Raw genomic sequence first — 20,588 nt, forward strand, 5'->3', positions numbered from 1 at the left:
ATTAAGCGCCTCGAACTGCAATAAGAGCCTCTGCAACCGCTTTCTTAAAGCGCGCAATAGCTTCTTCACATTCTTCTTGAGTAATGATCAATGGGCAAAGTAAACGAATCACTGTACCGCTACGGCCGCCTTTTTCTAACAATAATTTATTGTTAAAACATGCCGTTTGAATTGCAGCAGCCAACTGTGAATCCGCAGGAAGAGAACCCATATGATCCGCTTGCTTACGCTCATCCACAATTTCGATACCGATCATTAAACCGCGACCACGAACATTACCAATACATGGGAATTCTTGCGCTAATTTTTTCAATTCAGCTTGTAAGAAATCACCACGTTGTTGCGCATTTTGTGCAAGGTTTTGCTCTTTAATGGTATTGATCGTTGCAAGACCAGTACCCATTGCAAGTTGGTTACCACGGAAAGTACCTGTGTGACCTGCAGGTTGCCAAGCATCAAACTTACGTTTAATACCCAAAACAGCCAATGGTAAGCTACCACCCACTGCTTTTGACATCACCACAACATCAGGTTCAATACCAGCATGTTCAAAAGCAAACATTTTGCCTGAACGTGCAAAGCCCGCTTGAACTTCGTCCAAAATCAACACAATGTTATGACGCTCAGTCACTTCACGGATTTTTTGCAACCATTTCGCAGGCGCTGTAACCACACCGCCTTCACCTTGAATTGCTTCAAGAATCACAGCTGCAGGCTTAGTTACACCGCTTTCGACATCTTCAATGAAGTTTTCGAAATAATAAGTTAAGGCATCAACACCTGCTTCACCGCCAACACCCAACGGGCAACGGTATTCATGCGGGTATGGCATAAATTGTACGCCTGGCATTAAGCCATTTACCGCATTTTTAGCAGATAAATTACCTGTCATCGCTAACGCGCCATGAGTCATCCCATGGTAACCGCCAGAGAAACTGATAACTGTATTGCGACCTGTATAGGTTTTCGCCAATTTAATCGCTGCTTCTGTACCATCTGCACCAGATGGGCCACAGAACTGTAAGCAATACTCTTCTTGCCCACCCGGAAGTTGTGCAAGCAGTGCTTCAGTGAAAGCATCTTTTAAAGGCGTTGTTAAATCTAAAGTATGTAAAGGGAGACCACTCGCTAAAGTGTCTTGAATACTTTTAATCACCGCAGGATGGTTATGGCCTAATGCCAATGTTCCTGCCCCAGCTAAACAATCGAGGTACTTTGTACCTTCAACATCGGTAACCCAACAACCATGTGCTTCCGCTATCGCTAACGGTAATTTACGTGGATAACTACGAACATTCGATTCCATCTGACTTTGGCGAGTCAAGTAGTATTCGTTTGTGGAAGTGGCAGCAGGATTTACAGAAGTAACGCTCATATCGAATTACCATCTCTGATATGGGTTGAAAGAAATAAGTCGGGTGACTTGTGGTCCTTTGACTCGGTGCTTTATAGAAATCTAGTTAGAGTGCTTTTAATCTTCATAACTAGGAGCGCGATAATACAGTTTTTTACAAGAAAATAAATATCTTTTATGTACTTATCCACACTCCATTTATCGAAAAAAACATTTAGCTAAATCTAATTGGTTATTATCATCATACTATGTGACAAAGCAAAGAAAAGCCGATAATTAAAATCACTTTATAAATTTTAACCACTCTGATCATTTCTTACCACAACCAAACTCGATAAGTTTTTAATTTTTAAATCATTTTAATCAAAACAAAATTGCAATTCATATGCAAATTATTACAAATGCACCACAAAATCTGCCATAGTTTTCCGTAAACCAGATTTATGATTAAAAACAGATTCAATTTATACAATATATCTTTCGGTCATAAAATTTAGTCAAACAATTTTAAGGATTCATTATGCGTTATTTAGCTTTAACTACTTTACTCTTGGGAACCACACTGAGCACAATGGCGATGGCAGCAGAAAATGACCCGTTAAACTACAATATTGTCAATGTTCAAGCAGATGCGACACGTCAGGTGTCTAATGATGAAATGCATGCTGTACTTTTTATTGAGAAAAACAACAAGCAACCTGCTGAGTTATCTTCTCAAATCACCCAGTTAATGAATCAAGCCATTAGCATTTCCAAAAAGTATCCACAAGTTAAAGTCGAAACAGGCTCACAAACCACTTACCCTGTTTATGACAATGACAACCAAAAATTGAAAGAATGGCGTGGTCGTGCAGAAATTCAAATTGAAAGTAAAGATTTTAAAGCGGCAAGCCAATTAATCAACGAATTGCAAACTAGCTTCCAAACACAATCGATTAATTTCACAGTGTCTGATGAACAACGTAAAAAAGTTGAAAATGAGTTGATGGTTGAAGCTTCAAAGAACTTTCAGCAACGTGCGCAAATTTTAACGCAAGCGTGGAATAAATCGTCTTATAACTTGGTCAATATCAACATCAACACCAGTAACTCTTATCCGCAACCAGTATATGCAGCGCGTGCATCTATGGCTAAGTTCGAAGCTGCCGATGCCGTTGGTGGTCAAAATATGGCAGCGGGAGAATCAAAAATCACAGTCAATGCCAATGGTTCGATCCAGTTTAAATAAGTTTTTGATTATTATATAAACCGTGCTTATGCACGGTTTTTTGCTATTGCGCTATATAAATTTGCGATTGCAATATAAAAAAGTGAATATTTGATTAAAAAATCTATTAATTTGAATTAAACAATAGTTTTAAATGATAATCATCCTGATTTAAAAATATGCTTGAAGAGATTAAGATACGCACAATTTCAAATGCCTATCTCTTTATGAAAATTTCAAGCCATAGAACACCTGACTTCACCCTGTTCAAACCCTCACATCTCAGCCTTGCAATTGCTGTTTCACTTAGCTTTATATCCAATGCTGCCTTTGCCGAGGACAATCAAGAAACTTCAACGCAAACACTTAAAACAATCACCGTACAAGCTGAAGGAAACTGGCTTGAAGCAGCCAATGCTGAAAAAGTTCACAAGCATGCAGGTGCACGTACCATTATCGATCGTAAAAAAATGGACGAATCTGCGGTGACCTCTATCCGTGATGCGTTAAAACAAGTGCCAGGGGTTCAGGTTCAGGACAGCAATGGCACAGGTGGAAGTGATGTTTCACTCAATCTGGGTGTACGTGGCTTAACCTCTCGCCTCTCACCGCGCTCCACTGTGTTGATGGATGGTGTTCCATTATCCTTCGCGCCTTATGGTCAACCACAATTGTCTATGGCACCTGTTTCAATGGGCAATATTGAATCTGTAGACGTTGTTCGTGGCGCAGGTTCAGTCCGCTTTGGGCCTCAAAACGTGGGTGGGATTATCAACTTTAATACCCGTGCAATCCCTGAAAAACTATCAGGCTCTGTTGGTTTAACCACTGAATTCGCCACAGGTACCGACCAACTCAAGTACAGTCCAAACCTCTTTATCGGCGGTACGATGGATAATGGTTTAGGTCTTGCGCTACTTTATTCAGGAACCAAAGGAAATGGCTATCGCGAAGCCAATAACGACATAGATATCGATGACGTCATGATAAAGTCGTCATATCAGTTTACAGATGCAGATTCGATTGCACTTAATTTGCATCATTATGAAGGCCGTGGCGAAATGCCAGAAGGCTTAACGACTGCGGATTATGCCAAAAATCCATACCAGTCAAACCAATATCGTAACTATTTTGCAGGTCGTCGTTCAGATGTTTCTGTTAAATATAGCCATAAAGATGAATTAAATAACTTTGAAATCCTTGGTTATTATGTCGATTCATTCCGTACCAGTGATCTAGAGTCTGCTGTAGAAGGTACTGCAAATAGTCGAATTAGTAATTCTCCACGTGATTATAAATATTTTGGCATTGAACCACGTTATTCACGCGCCTACACTTTGGGCAATATGAATAATGAAGTCACTGTCGGTTATCGCTATTTACAAGAAGACAGTTCAGAGTTTTCGGGTCGTACAGCACCATATAATACTGCGACAGGCACACCAGGTGAACGTCTTGCCAACACTAGCAGTGAAGGTGGAACCAAAGCCCATGCCGTGTATATTGATAACCGTTTTGGCCTCGGTGCACTGACCATTACTCCGGGTGTACGTTTTGAGTCAATTAAAACCCATAATGATTATACCGCGTACCAAAATGGTAAATTTATCAATACGGTGCATCCAAAAATTAATTCTGATGAGTTTTTACCAAGCCTTGCAGTGCAATACAATTTCAATGAACAATGGAATGTTTTTGCCAATGCAGCGGTTTCTTTTGGCCCTCAACAATATAACCAGTTGGCTAAAGTCGAAGGAAATAAAGCGATAACCACTTTAGATGGTTTACATCCTGAAAAATCCAACAACTACGAAATTGGGACTAAATATCTCGGCAATGGCTTAAATGCTGAATTTACAGTGTTCTATTTAGACTTCGACAAAGAGCTATCACTAGAGCGCCCAGACACTATTGGAACAGGCATTTGGACCAATCTGGGGGCAACGACTCATAAAGGCGTAGAACTCGGTCTAAGTTATGACTTTGGTAATCTCAACGACTCGCTGCAAGGCTTAAAAGTCTATAGTAATTATACCTTTACCAAAGCAATGTCTGAAGCAGGTAAATTTGCTGGTAAGGACTTACCTTATTATTCACGACATGTTGGAAATTTAGGGCTTGGTTATAGCTTTGACCAATGGTCTGTCAATGCAGATATGTTTGCTCAATCTAAACAACATGCGCCGGGTTCAGGCAATGTTTACCAAACTGTTGAAACGGCAGATGGTCGTACTGGTGATATCCCAGGTTACTCAACTTTTGCTGTGCGTACAGCTTATGATTTTGGGCAAGATTTTTACGGCTTAAAAGTTGCAGGTGGGATTAAAAACCTATTTGATCAAGAATATTTTACTCGTTCATCTGACTCTACAGGTGGTAAATACGTAGGACAGCCACGTACTTTCTATCTACAAACTTCTGTTGATTTCTAATTTTTTGAAAAACTTGTAGATTTACAAAGCATTTAAAACTAAAGCGCTAATCTCATGGATTGAGATTAGCGCTTTTTAATTACTTTTATTTGAATATATTCTATGATTATTCTCTTAAAATAGCAGTTAGAACAATCTGTAATGGAATACGAGACAATACTTCTGAGTTTAGGCTTCTTCGCTTTTTGTGCGGGTTTAATTGATGCTGCGGTCGGTGGAGGTGGATTGGTCCTACTCCCAGCACTAATGCATGCCTTTCCCAATCAAAGTCTCGCCACAGTTTTTGGAACCAATAAAATCATTGCCATGGCAGGGACTGTATCTTCTGCATTTGCTTACTTTAAGAAAGTTACAATCAATTGGAAACTTATACTACCCACAATGTTGGCAGCATTTATATTTTCTTTTTTAGGTGCAATGTCAGTTTCATTGATACCTAAAGAGTTGATGCGTTATATCGTATTCTTTTTACTGATCTTGATTGCGATCTACACCTTTGCCAAAAAAGACTTAGGTAAAATCCATACTGTGTTACAGACGGGTAAAAAAGAAATTGCGTTAGGTTTATTTTTTGGCGCCTTAATTGGATTTTATGATGGAATTTTTGGCCCAGGGACAGGTAGTTTTTTACTCTTTCTGTTTGTGAAAGTATTTGCTTTTGATTTTTTAAATGCTTCTGCATCTGCCAAATTGGTCAATGTCGCCACCAATATTGCTGCCATGTTTTTCTTTATCCCTTCTGGTCATATTTTATGGATGGCTGGCATCATTTTAGCAGTTTGCAATGTTTTAGGCTCACTTGCGGGTACCGCTTTAGCATTTAAATATGGAAGTGGTTTTATTCGTGTTTTCTTTTTAATTTTACTGGTATTTTTAATTGGCCGAATGGGCTATGACTTATTTATCGGTTAGTCATTCATACTAAATATAAAAATTGAATGAAGCCCACCAAAATGCGAGCTTCTAAACTAAGATTATAAAAAAACTTCCTATGGAAGTTTTTCCAAAAATTTAAATCTTTTCAGCTTTATCTAAAAAGTATTGTGTGGCTTCAGTTAAATCCATATCTAATTCATTGGCAATAATGGCTAACCACCAAACACATTCACCTAGCTTATGCTGCAACTCTTGTTGAGCATCGCCTTTGTGTAGCCACTTCCCCGTCTGAGCCATGACTAATCTCCCAACCAATCCAGCATCAGATAAAAATGCCAATGCATCCTCTTGCACTGTCCATTCAGCATGATGATTTATTCGCTCTAGCTCATGATAACGTTCTCTGATTTTTACTGAACGTGCTACAACCTCATCAACCGTTATTTTATGATCCATCATTTTGCTCGTTTAAAAATTAGAGCTTACTTGATTTTGTAAAATTGATTCGATTAGAAATGTAATACGTTCAAAACTGAGTGTGTAGCAATAATCGCTATTGATACACTTTTTATTAGTGAAGCGTTCAAACATAATTTTATAAAATGATTTTTCTCAAAAAAGCTAAGTAAAATCAGAACGTGCCCAGCGTTCACTCATATGCCAATTGACCAGATCAATAGCTGCATCACTTTCTAAAAACTCATTTTCATCTTCTAAAGCATCTTCATTCAACTGATATAAGTCATTGTCTAAATCATCTGAAAATTGTTGAAGAAAATCGGTAATCGAGTTGGCGACCAAAATCCCAACATCATATTCATGATCAATAAAAATCACTTGCCCAATTTGACCTGCGGCGGTGGGTGATAAATCCACATACAAACCTGTTCGCCCACCATCGTGCGCAAACTGAACCCAATCCCGATGGTGGGCATTGGTTGGATTGATTTGTGGGTCAGCATGTTGAAGTACAAACAATTCATCAACTAGATCCGCAAGATCGGCACGTTTATTTTCAATATTAGTAAGCGATAAAAATTCCATACCATAAAATAAACTGCCTAAATTTTCCTCTTCATTCATCCCATTATGCCAATAGTACAACTGTTTAAAATCATCAGGTAAGTGTTTAGAAAGCCTTTGTTCAAATTGTTCTATATCAGCAATACTTGCCGCAGGATTGAGTGATTGATTTGCGATCTTTGCAGCATGTTGCACTAACCAATTTTGTATATTTTCTAATTGTTTTTGAATCATGTTCTTCTCATTAACCCTAATAACAGTCAAATAAACTTTACTGAAAAACCCAATCATTGACAATAAAAAAGCCACTTAAAAGTGGCTTTAGCAAATCAACTATTTTTTAAATGGAAATGCATATTTCACAATACGTCCAAGGACTTGACCATACTGCTTAAACAAACTTGCATTGTTGTAGTTTAAACCATACTTTTTACATACCGCTTCAACTTTGGGCGCCATTTTACGATAGCGACGAGCAGGCACTTCAGGGAATAAATGATGCTCGATTTGATGGCTCAAATGTCCCGTCAAAATATGAAATGCTTCTGAACCGGTTAAATTCGAAGAACCTCGAATCTGGCGCATATACCAATGTCCACGACTTTCATCCTGTAAAACAGTTTTAGGGAACACTTCGACATCTTTGGTAAAGTGACCACAGAAAATGATACTAAATGTCCAAATATTACGGATACCATTGGCGACTAAATTACCTGTAAATACAGGTAAAGCTGCAGGGCCTGCAATCACGGGGAAGAAAAGATAATCTTTAAAAAACTGTTTACCAATTTTCTTCTGAGTTGGCTTCCACTCTTCTTTAAACTGCGCCCAAGTTTTACGTTTATAAACTAGTTTGCCAATTTCAAGGTTTTGAACCGCAACGCCCCATTGGAACAATAGACAGAACGGAATTGCATATAAAGGCTGCAATAAAAACCCCGGTTTCCAACGTTGTTCTGGAAATAAACGCAATAAACCATAGCCGATATCATCATCCATACCTTTGATATTGGTATAGGTATGATGCTTATAATTATGGGTCTGGCGCCAGTTGTCAGAGGTTCCAACAATATCCCATTCGTAAGTTGTACCTTTAAAGCGTGGATCATTCATCCAATCATATTGTCCGTGCATGACATTATGACCGAGTTCCATGTTTTCCATGATCTTGGCAAAACTCAGTAAACCTGTACCCAGTAACCATGCAGGTGGAAACCAACCCGCAAATAAGCATGCTCGGCCTAAAATACTACTATAACGGATAGCGGCATATACTTTTTTGATATATTTGGCATCTTTTTCGCCAATATCATCTAAGACTTCTTGCTTAATCGCATCTAGCTCGCGCGCTAAAGCATCTAGCTCAGTCTGGGTCAGTTCACGGTTTTTGGTGTTTTTAAAATATTGAATTTTAACTGGCATATTCATGATAAAACTCGCTTAAAGATCAATAACTAAATCAGTTTTGGCAGTATTTACACAAATTCTCAGCAAATTATTTGGTTCAAAATTTTCTTGACCATTAACTAAGTTTTTTGTGGCACCCTGTACTTTATTACACGCGCATTTATTGCAAATACCCATTCTACAACCATGTTCTGGTTTGATATTTTGTTGTTCTAAGCCGACTAAAATGGCTTGACCTTTAGGGATTGCAACCACTTTATTGGATTTGGTTAATGTGACATTGATAAAACCAGTGTCATCAGAAATCACGGGGCTTAGGCTAAATGCTTCGCTCTTGAGTACTTTGGCCTGTTTAAATAATTGCCCAGCTGTTGCGACAAAACCTGAAGGACCACATACATACACCGTACTTTGCTCAAGATTTTTAATGATATGTAAATATTCATTATTTAAACGTGCATCCGCAGGTACTTCTTGGGTATAGAACACATCAAATTTAAAATCGGGATACTGTTGGGCTAATTGCTCAAACTGTTGTTTAAAGGCAACGTCTGCATTTTTTTTAACCCAATACATTAAATGTACTGGCTGACGATCAAGCTGCTGGTTCGCTGCCAATGCCTGAATCAAGCTATACATCGGCGTAATACCACTGCCTGCAGCGACCAGAATCAATGGACTGGCAACTTGAGGCAATAACATATCACCATAAGGTCGACCAAATTCAATCACCTCACCCACTTGGGCATGTTCAAACAACCAGTTACTCACAATGCCTTTTTCTACTTTTTTTGCCGTGAGTAGTACATGTTGTGTATCTAATTGAGTCAGACTATAGGTACGTTCATAACGACGACCATTAATTTCGACAGTGATCGGATGATGCTGCCCAGCTAACCCCATTTTAAACAAACGGTTAATTTTGATGGTTAAGCTGATCGTATCTGCAGCGGATTGTTCTTTTTCAACAATTTTCCCCAAAGCTTGTTGAACTGACCACAATGGATTAATTTTCTGTAGCCAAAAATTAGTCGTATGTGTACCTAACACCATATCAAATATAGCGTTTACGGGAGATTTTTGCTTTTCAATAGCGTGCATACTAGGCTCACCATCTGAGTGATTTTTAATTATTATACACATGTATATATATTTGTATATACGCGTGTATTGTATCTAGACATTTCATTTATGTAATGACAAAGGCTATAATGAAAAAAATATTTTAACTATTTGATACTTTATGAATCCAACGTCCGTACTACCTCAGAACCCAGCTACCCTTCAAGATCAAATTCATGAGCTTGAAAAAGTTTCTGTACGTACTGTTGGACGCAAAGCGACAATTACCAAAGAAGAATTATTTCAAGCCGCCTTAAATTTGATTGGACCGCAAAAAAGTATTTCCTCTTTAAGCTTAAGAGAAGTTGCTCGTGAAGCTGGGATTGCGCCAAATAGTTTTTATCGTCACTTTAAAGATATTGATGAGTTAGCGATTGAACTGATTGATCGTTCAGGCGTGGTGCTCCGTCAAATTTTGCATGAAGCTCGAATCAAGGCAATTAGACAAAGCAGTATTATTCGCAGTTCAGTTGAAGTATTTATTGAACAACTAGATGCCGATGAAGGCAACCTAAGTTTGCTACTGCGTGAAGGTTATACAGGATCAAAGCAATATAAACTTGCTGTAGACAAACAACTTAATTATTTCCAACAAGAACTCCAAGAGGATTTGATTCGAATAGAACGCATCAATCACAGTAAATTAACCCATCCTGATTTAGTCGCCAAAGCCATTACTCAGCTGGTATTTAATATGGGTGCCAAGGTGATTGATTTGCCGATTGCTGAACGTAAAGAAGTCGCTGAACAAACCATGGTGATGATTCGCATGTTACTCGAAGGTTCGCGTCATTTAGACGAAGCGCAAATTAAATAATACCTATTCTTTCATAGCCTATTAAATATAAGTATCAAGACCCAATGATCAGTCACAATCAACAAAATATTCGTGTAGGCATACTTGGTGTGACTGGCCGCATGGGACAAATGCTAGTTCAGGCCTGTCTCAATGCGGGACTAAACATTACTGTTGCTACAGCAAGAGTTGCAAGTGCAGCGATTGGTCATGAACTAGGGCAATATCTCAATCTAGCACCATTAAATGTGCTTATTTCAGATCGTTTGGAAGACGTCATTCAGCATTGTGATGTGGTGATTGATTTCACTACAGCAGAAGCATTATCGCAACATTTAAAAATTTGTCAGCACGCTAAAAAGCCAATGATTATTGGTATCACTGGTTTATCTGAGCAATTAAATCAACACATTGCTCAAGCCGCGCAAGATATTGCTATCGTGCATTCAGGCAATTATTCCATTGGTGTCAATCTTAGTGTTGATTTGGTTCGAGTTGCTGCCCAATTATTAGGTACAGGATTTGAAGCTGAAATCATTGAAGCACACCACCGACAAAAAATAGACGCACCATCAGGTACTGCATTGATGTATGCAGAAGCGATTGCTCAAGTCAGAGCGCAATTGCTCAGTGATATAGCAGTCTATCAACGCCATGCTCAAGTTGCTGAGCGAACACCCCAACAGATCGGTTTACAAGCCATACGTGGTGGTGACATTGTTGGTGAACATAACACAATATTTTATGGTCATGGGGAACAGGTCGAAATCAAACATATTGCAAGCAATCGGATGAACTTTGCGACTGGTGCAATTCGTGCCGCAATGTGGTGTATTTCTCAACCCGCTGGCTTATACAACATGCATGACGTGATTCATTTGAACCACTCGCTTTAATAGCGCTCTATGTACTATTAGATATACTGCTCAATGTACGCAGCATTAATTTTTTGCTCAATCACGCGATAGTGATCTTTTATATTTCTTTAAAGTTTTTAAAGACTTTTCACCCAGTATTGAGGTCAAATATTTTCACATTGAATTAAGCTTTGTATTTAAAAATAGCTATCTCGCCGCGAGTTAGAGTGATATAAATCTAACTTGGTATTTTTATATTCCCCTATACATCAATTGTATAATTGAGCTCTATTCACATGAAACTGTTAAATGATCGTCAAAGTATTATTGCAAGTTACGTACTCATGCTGATCTTTTTGTCTTTACTGATTCCCTTGCATCTTTTAGCATCATTTTTTGCAGGTTTTGTTGTTTTTGAAATCATCAATAGTTTAGGTAGCATTACGGAGAGATATATTGATGGTCAAAGAGCTCGCTTGACCATTAGCATCATTCTAGCCGTCTTTATTATTTCTTTGATTGTGCTCAGCATCACAGGCTTAATCAGCTTTGTTCAACATGATTTGCAAGGTGCGGGAATCAATGCCATCAGTGACCAAGTCGATAAAACCTTACAAAAGCTACAACTTGAAGTGGCACAATATATTCCCGGATTTATTCCTTATTCACTCACTGAATTAAAAGATCAAACCTTTGATTTAATCAAAGATAATTTATCAACTTTAAAAAGTACCGGAACAGGCTTCTTACATAATTTAGCCACCATGCTGATTGGTATGATTGTGGGGATCCTTGTCTCATTAAACCAACTGCGTCCACAGCCGGATCAGCCAGAATTTAAGCGTGCCATGATCACACGTATTGAGAATCTTTCGTCATCTTTTAAAAATGTGGTGTTTGCTCAGTTTAAAATTTCGTTAATCAATACCTTTTTATTTTTGATTTTCTCTCACCTGATCCTTCCTGTATTTGATATACATTTACCTTTTGCCAACACCTTAGTGATCCTGACTTTTATTTTTGGATTAATTCCAATTGTCGGAAACTTACTCTCCAATACCATTATTGTGATGGCAGGTTTAACCATTTCAGTATCTACCGCAGGTATCGCATTACTTTATCTGATTTTTATCCATAAGCTGGAATACTTTATTAACGCCAAAATTATTGGCACAAAAATCCATGCAGCGTCATGGGAAGTGTTATTGGCAATGTTAGTCTTTGAGTCGTTCTTTGGCTTAGCGGGTCTAATTGTTGCACCCATCTTCTATGCCTATATCAAGTTAGAACTTAAACAAGCTGAAATGATTTAAAGCTGAAATGATCTAAAACATAAATCATTTGGTCGTCAAGAAACCCTTCTTTTAAAGGTGTGAAGTATTACTTTGTAAAAGAAGAGAATTAAAAAAAGCCTGAACTGAACAATATTACAATTCAGGCTTTTTTCCTAATAATGCGAATGTAGTTAAAAACTTTTATTCCCAGACCACTTCTTTTTTCTGTTGTGCCCAAGCGTCTAAAAATGGCTCATAGCGACTTTCAATTTTATTACGTTTAATTTTCATCGTTGGAGTGAGTAAATCATTTTCCATGGTCCATGGTTCATTGACTACGACAAAGAAGCTGATTTTTGCATGGGGCTCAAGTTCTTCATTGATCTTCACTCTTAATGCTTTTAAGGTGTTTTCAATTTCATCTCGCTTCGGGTTCTGCTTCAGACTGTTACGAATATCTTCAGCCAACATAATAAAGGCAACTGGTTGTGGTTGGCTTGAACCACCAATACATACAGATTCAATTAAGGCCTGATTGCCGATTTTTTGCTCAGTCGGAACTGGCATGATGTATTTGCCTTTGCTTGTTTTAAAAATATCTTTAATTCGACCAGTAATTTTTAACCGCCCTTCAGCATCGATCTCGCCCAAATCCCCAGTACGTAAAAATCCATCTTCGGTCATATCTTCTGCAGTTTTTTCAGGATTTTTATAATAGCCCAACATAGTTCCTGGGCTTTTTACCAGAATTTCACCATTTTCATCAATTTTACACTCCACTTTAGGTTGGGCATGCCCCACATAACCACTGGCAAACTGCCCCACACGTGTCACATGCGAATAACCACAATTTTCAGTCATACCATAGACTTCAAGTAACTCTAAACCTAAATTTCGATACCATAAAATAATATCTGTAGGTAATGGTGCAGCAGCAGTAAATGCATAACGGACATGATTTAGCCCGAGCTTGGTGAGTAATTTCTTTTTAACCAATTTACCCAACACAGGTATTTTGAATAAAATCTTTTGTATATGGAGCGGTATTTTTTCATTAACGCCCAAATAAAACTTGGTCCATAAGCGTGGTACCGAAAAGAATAGTGTGGGTTTGGCACGATTCAAATCTTCGACAAAGGTTTCAATTGAATTTGCAAAATACACGGTAAAACCGCAAACCATCAATGAAGATTGAATAAAAATACGTTCTGCAACATGTGCAAGTGGTAGATAAGATAAGGCTCGATCAGATGTTGTCACTTGATAAGTTAATCTGAGCTCACGAGCAGCCGATAAAAGTGTCGCAAAACTTTGCATAACTCCTTTAGGCACACCCGTACTGCCAGACGTATAAACGATGGTCGCTAAATCATTTTTATTGGGTAATACCGGGTTTTCTAGTGGCGCAACAGATTGCACAATATCATTCCATTGCGGTGCGTCGAATTCAGGTGATAATGCCAAACGCACACAAGCTAAATCTTGTGGAATGATTGTTTTTACCTCATTCCAGCTATCCGCTTTACCGTCCAATTTTCCAATAAATAAGAGTTTTGCTTCACTGTGGTTGAGTACATAAGCTGCACCTTCCGCATTGAGTGTTGGATAGAGTGGGACTGAGATATGACCTGACATCCAGATCGCTAAATCTGCCATAAGCCAATGCGCACTATTTTTACCATAAATTGCGATCGCACTCTTTTCAGGCAAGTTTAAAGACTGTAAATAACTCGCCATACTGCGAACTTGTTGTGCAACTTCCGACCATGTGTAATGCACCACATTGCCATTGGCCAATGGTTGTACAAACACATCTTTTTGCGGTAATTGCTTTTCCCAATGAAGTAGATATTGCACATGGGTATCATGAAACTCAACAAAATCCTTGTTTTCCATATCATTTCTTCCATTATTTTAAGTTTTTATCTTGGCTATAGACGGTTGCTTTAGAACTTGTCTATTTGGATACACAATACTGAATGATCAAATTACATGGGTGAGTAAACTTTATCTCTAAGGAACAAATCGAGATCAAAGTACACTATTTTAATAGCATAAAAACGGTTGCGATGTATACAACAAACTCCCTGTAAATCCTTCATTGATTATTGTTGTAAAGTAGATCTCATCCAATGATACATGGCGTTTCTATCGCGTGGTGACATTGATGCATGGTCTATAGCCCCTCATACAAGATATGACCATATAAATGGTGCAATAATAGGAATTAATTTTTATAAATGGTTATAACTTTTACATTTAAAATCAAATAAATAAAAATAACCCAATAATTGATTATTTAAATATGCATAACATATACATCAAAAAAGCTCCCAAAGGAGCTTTTAGAATCTAGATAAAATTACACTAAATTAAGGTTTAACCACAACCAATACCTGAATCGCTTCTGGCGTCACAGAAATACCTTCCAATAGACTTAAACCTTCTTTCTGGAATTTCTGTAAACGTTCAATTTCATCTGCACGAATACTTGGATTAAATTGCTTTAAGTAGCTTAAACGATCAATTTCATATTGCCATTTGCTACCATAAATTTCTTTAGCTTGCTCTTTTAACTGCGGTAAAACACCTTTAGCGATATCTAAAGCTTGTGCATAGCGTTGTTCAATCACTTCACGACGTGCTTTCACCACTTGACGACAGCTGTTGCTATCTAAATGATGTAAATACGGCTTAATAATTTCTGGATCAAGCTTAGCAGTAATATCCTGACCCGTTTCAGTCAATAACACTCGAATCAATTGTGTCGGCAAACTTGAAGGTAGGTTTAATGCCTTAGGTGCGACCACATCCACTTTAAACCAAACTTCCAACAAGATCGTGCCTTGTTTAAGTGCATTGGTTTTTAGAATTGCAACATTGGTACTACCAAAAGATTGAGTACGGATAATTTCCATCACACTTTCAGTAAACGGATGTTCAAGTGTTAAATATTGCGCGTCTTCACGGATCTGTGCCTGATCACGATAGAAGGTTGCAGTCATGCCCTCTTCGTCGATATCCAAGCCTTGCACTTGCATTTGATCGGTTGGTTTAATAATCACCGTACCATTGCTTTGCTCATCAAAGTCAATGTTGGTTGATGCCATAAACCGCTTCATAAACATTGGCAATAAAGTATTGTCATCATAGTCTTCAAGCGCAGTAACAATTTCTTGTGCCACGATCGGACGACATGAATTGTATTCCAATAAACGGTCACGACCATCTTGCAATTCAACTTCAAGTGCTTGACGCTGTACATTGACCGCTTCAAGAAGCTCTTCAAAGGCTTGGCCTTTATCATCCAATAAGCAATCTTTTAAATCGACAATAAAGTTTTCTTGTAAGGTTTGTGCTGTAGGCGAAATATTACTGAAAATATTCAACGCTTCATTGTACCAACGGAACATACGCTCTTGTGCTGTACCTACAAGATAAGGCACATGAATCTGAATACGGTTTTCCTGACCAATACGGTCTAAACGACCAATACGCTGTTCAAGTACATCTGGATTTGCTGGCAAATCAAACAACACAAGATCAGAAGCAAACTGGAAATTACGCCCTTCTGAACCAATTTCAGAACACAGTAAAATCTGTGCACCATAAGAATCTTCAGCAAAATAAGCCGCTGCTTGGTCACGCTCCAATAAGCTCATGCCTTCATGGAACATTGCGGTGCGGATACCCGCATGGATGCGTAAAGCATTTTCAAGTGCTTCAACAACTGGACCACTACGTGCAATCAGCAATACTTTTTTATGTTTTAAATCAGAACGTAATCGTTCCATCAACCACATAACACGTGGGTCTGTTTCCATCCATGCGCCATCAAGTTGCAGCTCTTCTGGCCACATTTGTTCGCGTAATTTTCCATCTTTAGACCAGTTTTCTGGTGCTGGTAATGGTGCAGGTTGGCAATCACGTCCAGGGAAACCTTGAATTGCTTCACGGGTATTACGGAACAAGATACGACCTGTACCATGACGGTCTAAAAGCTCATGAATTGCACGGAAACGATGTTCAGGCTGATCTTCAATCGGATGACCTAATAATTTTTCAACTGCTGCCAAATGTTCCGCTTCAAGTGGCAAATCTGACATCAACACTTCAGCAATTTTAGCAGTGTGATGATATTGCTCTTCTTCATCAAGGAAACGATCAAGCGAACTAAAACGTTGTGGATCAAGTAAACGTAAACGGGCAAAATGGCTTTCTACACCTAACTGTTCAGGTGTTGCAGTTAAAAGCAGTACACCTTCAGTTTTTTCAGCAAGCTCTTCAACAAGGTCATAACGGTCATTACCACCTTCCTCTTCACTCCACATCAAATGATGCGCTTCATCGACCACCAACAGATCAAAACCAGCTTCAATGGCTTGCTCACGCAAATCATCATGGTCAATCATCAAATCTACTGAAGCAATGATACATTGTTCAGTCAGGAATGGATTGAGTTCAGGATCATGTTCTTTGATTGAAGCTGTACGAGTAAGATCAAACAATGAGAAATTCAAATTGAAACGACGACGCATTTCAATCATCCATTGATATTGTAATGAATCTGGCACAAGAATCAGAATTCGCTCAGAACGACCGGTTTTGAGTTGTTGATGGATGATGAGTCCCGCTTCGATTGTTTTACCTAAACCGACTTCATCTGCAAGTAATACACGAGGTGCAAATCGCTTACCCACTTCATGTGCAATATACAGCTGGTGTGGAATCAAGCCTACACGCGCACCAACCAAACCACGTAATGGTGACGTTTGCATATTGGCTTGCATTTGCATCGCTTCAATACGTAAGTCATACCATTCTTTATAGTCAATTTGGCTTGCCAATAAACGCTCTAAAGGCTTTGACAATTGAATTTGTGCGCCAATACGCGTTTCGTTTAACGCTTTTTTCTCTTGTTCACCATTATCTAATGTACGAATAACATTGTAACGAATCACACCACTACGATCATCTAAAGACTCGACAATCCACTTGATGCCTTCTTGGTCTTGAACTTCATCATTGATATTAAAAACAATACGAGATAATGGGGCATTATTACGTGCATAGACACGAGTTTCGTCACTTTTTGGAAAAAGAATACTGATTGAACGTTCATCGACGTCAATCAATACACCTAAACCTAACTCAGTTTCTGTGTCCGATAACCAACGTTGACCTATAGCAAATTGTTGCAATTTTTCCACCTTTATCTCATGTTAGGGCTAAAACACGGTTGCTCAAATCAGGAGAATATTTGAACAAAGTTTATACCCATTACGCAATACTTTTTGACATAAAGCTCATTAAATTTTGAGCGACTTAATTTCAACTTAAAAATCTAAACTAAAACGGAACTGGACAATCAAATTGTACAAGCTCCTCTGTTTTAGGATGATGAAAACTCAGTTGTTGTGCATGTAGACAAAGTCGTGGCATAAGCTGCTGTTGTTCTACAGTTGCATATAAAGTATCACCAATAATAGGATGTCCTAAATATTGCATATGCACGCGTAACTGATGTGACCGTCCTGTAATTGGTGTTAACTCAACACGGGTTACAGCCTGTCCTTGAATTTGAAAATGTTGGATTGCTTTCCAATGTGTTAATGCAGGCTTATTATGTTCTGGATCTGCAATATGCAAGGGTGGACGTTCTGGATCATAAATCACAGGAACATCAACTGTGCCTTCACCATGTAAAGTGCCAGCAACAACAGCTTGATAGGTTTTAGAGGTTTGACGTTCTTGAAACTGTCTAGAAATACTTTTTTGTCCCCATTTACTCAGTCCGAATACCAAAATCCCAGAGGTATCACGATCTAAACGATGAATGAGTAAAGTCTTAGGCTCGATTTTTAATAATCTGTTGATAACACAATCTTGTAAGTCTGCTGTTTTTCCCGGAACTGTGAGTATACCTGCTGGCTTATGGATCACCATAAAATCATCATCACGATGGATCAGGTGTTCGGTTAGAAAATTACTCAAAGTTCAGTTCCAATGATCACGCAAACAAGCAGGCAATTCTAAGAATCTTGGAGTGAAATTACAATCAAAATTATCTGATTTATTCGATTATTCTAAAGAAAGAATAATAAATCGTACAATTGCTTTAAATTCATTGGCAATTTACAAGACAATCAAAAACTTTAGATACATTTTGCCAATCAATTGTGGGTAAAGTGGATTAATTCATTGAAAAAATAAATTTTTGTCTATTTTTTGGTAAGTTAAAAACTTAACACCCTATTTTTTTAATGGTATAAACAATACCTTAAGATTAAATGAGCAAAATATGAATAAATTAAATTATAAATCTACATTGTCCATTTGTATTATTTCCGCATTTGCCATGACCGGCTGTGCAACTTCAACCCTTTTAAAGAAAGATAACGGTGTTCGTACCCGTAATGTTCAAACCGTATTGGTCAATGATACGGTTTTAGCATTTGGCAAACCATCACAAGCAATTTCGGCCCTACCTTCTGACAGCATTGTCATTGCAGGGCAAAAAAATAGTTATGTCATCACCAGTGGTGGTGCACGATTTGCCAAAGTGATTACAGGACTTGATCCAAAATTTATTCAAATTGATAAAGCGCTGACCTTCAATTCAGAAAAAAATGATGGGCATTTTTCAGGAACCCTACCACTCAAATATGTCAAACTTTCTGAAGATGTCACTAAACAAGATCGTGCATTCTTTATTGAAAATGGTGCAGAAGAATGTACCACCTCAAGTGATCAACGTTTAAAAGCGCAACGTTTCTGTTTTAACATTGCCTTATCAGGTCTGGTTTACCCTTCTGCTTCTAATATTTCATCCCTAAAAGCACTAAGTAAACCCTATCAAGTCAGTATCTATACCACTCAAGAGGTAAAAGATTACTCAAAGGCTGGCAGTAAAACTGCAGATAAACTGGTGTTATTCCCTTTTGCTGTCGCTTTTGATGTAGTGACTTTACCGTTCCAAGCGCTTCATAAGATTTTTGATTGATTGAAAATAATTCAGGATATTGCATACAATATCCTGAATCTTAGCAAATATAAAAATACGATTCTCAATAGCATGATTCCACTTTCTTTTAACTATCTTTGGATTTTCTTTGTCGCTGGCTTTGGGACCATTATTTTTAGTCTATTTGCGATTGGATTAATATTTAGCTCAAAATTCAGAAATACCCTTAGGCATGGCAATATTTTTATTCAGTCTCTATTTGTCTGTAGTGTACTCTGCGTTTTTTTGAGCTTGATACTTTATTTCCTTGTTCTATATACAAAAAATGAGATTGAAAAAGAGCATCATTCCATACATAAAACATTAAGTTCGCCTGAGAAAATTTTAGGCATTCAAATGCCACAAGGGACTGAACTTGAATTATTTGCACCCGATCAATTGACCTCATTGAGACAAGCCAAATTTCCCCAACCCGTATTATTTGGAAAGCTGCAAATTAACAGCATGAAAATTCCTCGTGGTATTGATTTGGAACTTTTTGATGATCGTTCAACCACATTAATGGGTACAGGTAAGGATACGATCGAAGGTTGGAATTGTCAGCTGATGAGCTATATTCAAGTCTATTTAGATGATGCTGGCAACATCATTGGTTTAGAGCACTGTAATCTTGCTCAAGATACGCAGCTAGAAAATATTATACTTGTGGCACAGGCAGATATTGAACGTTCTAAATATCAAAAATATCCAGACAACTTTGTTTCTACAGATTACTGGCGGATTCACAATCCTCTCACCCAATACAAAGCTGTTTCCCTACAATGGGCAAATGTCTATTTGGATCAAAATAAACAACTCATCGGAATTGAAAATGGCACACTGACAGAAAAATTAACCTTAGGCGATATTCAATATCCAGCAAATACTGAATTCAATTTATTGGTTCATCCTTTAACACAAAATGAAACTTGGTTATTTACCCCGCCCAGTGATCAAAATGCGGTTGCTCGCAATGGCAAAGTCTATACGCATGATCAAACGATTTTTCAGCGCCCTAATGGCAAAATTGAACAAATCCTCAATAGCAATGATCCTAGAATTTTAGCCCGAAGAATGAGTCACTAATGCTTAAATATTGATATTCCCAACAGTATAGGCATTTTTCAAGGTCTTTTATTTTTATCTCTAATATTTATTTACAATTATTCATTTCAATTTTCAAATTCTTGACCACATGCTTCGTGTATAACAATTTACTGCCATTTAAAGATAAATA

Annotated in this window: 16 protein-coding genes; 8 read left to right on the forward strand and 8 right to left on the reverse strand. The window is 38.0% G+C overall.

Annotated elements, in window-relative coordinates; genetic code table 11:
* Position 1 precedes the first annotated feature (1 nt).
* Positions 2-1,375 (reverse strand): diaminobutyrate--2-oxoglutarate transaminase, encoded by a 1,374-nt coding sequence (locus tag ASC84_RS14145; RefSeq protein ID WP_004721690.1) that lies wholly within the window; start codon positions 1,373-1,375, stop codon positions 2-4.
* Positions 1,376-1,874: 499 nt separating this feature from the next.
* On the opposite strand from ASC84_RS14145, the gene ASC84_RS14150 reads away from it, so the two are divergent.
* From ASC84_RS14150 to ASC84_RS14160, 3 genes are all read left to right on the forward strand, one after another.
* Positions 1,875-2,582, forward strand: coding sequence for an SIMPL domain-containing protein (locus ASC84_RS14150; RefSeq protein ID WP_056515819.1), 708 nt, complete (start codon positions 1,875-1,877; stop codon positions 2,580-2,582).
* Positions 2,583-2,788: 206 nt separating this feature from the next.
* Positions 2,789-4,993: a TonB-dependent siderophore receptor gene (locus tag ASC84_RS14155; RefSeq protein ID WP_056515823.1), complete on the forward strand. Its 2,205-nt coding sequence runs from the start codon at positions 2,789-2,791 to the stop codon at positions 4,991-4,993.
* A gap of 141 nt (positions 4,994-5,134) precedes the next feature.
* Positions 5,135-5,905 (forward strand): TSUP family transporter, encoded by a 771-nt coding sequence (locus ASC84_RS14160; protein WP_056515824.1) that lies wholly within the window; start codon positions 5,135-5,137, stop codon positions 5,903-5,905.
* A gap of 99 nt (positions 5,906-6,004) precedes the next feature.
* Here ASC84_RS14160 and ASC84_RS14165 read toward each other — a convergent pair whose 3' ends face one another.
* From ASC84_RS14165 to ASC84_RS14180, 4 genes are all read right to left on the reverse strand, one after another.
* A complete protein-coding gene (locus tag ASC84_RS14165; protein WP_004721698.1) occupies positions 6,005-6,325 on the reverse strand; it encodes a hypothetical protein in 321 nt (106 codons plus the stop codon).
* A gap of 165 nt (positions 6,326-6,490) precedes the next feature.
* Complete coding sequence (locus ASC84_RS14170; RefSeq protein WP_056515828.1) at positions 6,491-7,126, reverse strand: SMI1/KNR4 family protein; 636 nt, start codon at positions 7,124-7,126, stop codon at positions 6,491-6,493.
* A gap of 99 nt (positions 7,127-7,225) precedes the next feature.
* Complete coding sequence (locus ASC84_RS14175; RefSeq protein ID WP_056515836.1) at positions 7,226-8,320, reverse strand: acyl-CoA desaturase; 1,095 nt, start codon at positions 8,318-8,320, stop codon at positions 7,226-7,228.
* A gap of 12 nt (positions 8,321-8,332) precedes the next feature.
* Positions 8,333-9,400 carry a ferredoxin reductase gene (locus ASC84_RS14180; RefSeq protein ID WP_056515837.1) on the reverse strand — a complete coding sequence of 356 codons (1,068 nt, stop codon included), beginning with the start codon at positions 9,398-9,400 and terminating at the stop codon, positions 8,333-8,335.
* Between the two features lie 142 nt (positions 9,401-9,542).
* On the opposite strand from ASC84_RS14180, the gene fabR reads away from it, so the two are divergent.
* The 3 genes from fabR to ASC84_RS14195 all read left to right on the forward strand — a co-directional run bounded on the left by fabR (position 9,543) and on the right by ASC84_RS14195 (position 12,387).
* Positions 9,543-10,238 carry an HTH-type transcriptional repressor FabR gene (fabR, locus tag ASC84_RS14185; RefSeq protein ID WP_004721706.1) on the forward strand — a complete coding sequence of 232 codons (696 nt, stop codon included), beginning with the start codon at positions 9,543-9,545 and terminating at the stop codon, positions 10,236-10,238.
* 44 nt (positions 10,239-10,282) lie between these two features.
* Positions 10,283-11,113, forward strand: a complete 831-nt coding sequence (dapB, locus tag ASC84_RS14190; RefSeq protein WP_056515840.1) for a 4-hydroxy-tetrahydrodipicolinate reductase — start codon at positions 10,283-10,285, stop codon at positions 11,111-11,113.
* A 257-nt stretch (positions 11,114-11,370) separates the two neighbouring features.
* On the forward strand, positions 11,371-12,387 hold the full coding sequence (locus ASC84_RS14195) for an AI-2E family transporter (protein WP_004721710.1): 1,017 nt from the start codon (positions 11,371-11,373) through the stop codon (positions 12,385-12,387).
* A gap of 162 nt (positions 12,388-12,549) precedes the next feature.
* Here ASC84_RS14195 and ASC84_RS14200 read toward each other — a convergent pair whose 3' ends face one another.
* From ASC84_RS14200 to ASC84_RS14210, 3 genes are all read right to left on the reverse strand, one after another.
* Entirely contained in the window at positions 12,550-14,244 is a 1,695-nt protein-coding gene (locus ASC84_RS14200; protein ID WP_056515842.1) for an AMP-binding protein, read from the reverse strand.
* A 476-nt stretch (positions 14,245-14,720) separates the two neighbouring features.
* A complete protein-coding gene (gene rapA / locus ASC84_RS14205; RefSeq protein WP_056515845.1) occupies positions 14,721-17,558 on the reverse strand; it encodes an RNA polymerase-associated protein RapA in 2,838 nt (945 codons plus the stop codon).
* 139 nt (positions 17,559-17,697) lie between these two features.
* Positions 17,698-18,342 (reverse strand): RluA family pseudouridine synthase, encoded by a 645-nt coding sequence (locus ASC84_RS14210; RefSeq protein ID WP_056515848.1) that lies wholly within the window; start codon positions 18,340-18,342, stop codon positions 17,698-17,700.
* Between the two features lie 307 nt (positions 18,343-18,649).
* Between ASC84_RS14210 and ASC84_RS14215 the strand changes: the two genes are divergently transcribed.
* Both ASC84_RS14215 and ASC84_RS14220 read left to right on the forward strand, forming a co-directional pair.
* The gene (locus ASC84_RS14215) at positions 18,650-19,351 is read left to right on the forward strand and encodes a hypothetical protein (protein ID WP_056515852.1); all 702 of its coding nucleotides are present in this window, start codon (positions 18,650-18,652) and stop codon (positions 19,349-19,351) included.
* A gap of 357 nt (positions 19,352-19,708) precedes the next feature.
* A complete protein-coding gene (locus tag ASC84_RS14220) occupies positions 19,709-20,437 on the forward strand; it encodes a hypothetical protein (RefSeq protein WP_227515155.1) in 729 nt (242 codons plus the stop codon).
* Positions 20,438-20,588: the final 151 nt, after the last annotated feature.

This window comes from Acinetobacter sp. Root1280, assembly GCF_001425285.1.
In the GTDB taxonomy this organism is placed as follows: domain Bacteria; phylum Pseudomonadota; class Gammaproteobacteria; order Pseudomonadales; family Moraxellaceae; genus Acinetobacter; species Acinetobacter guillouiae.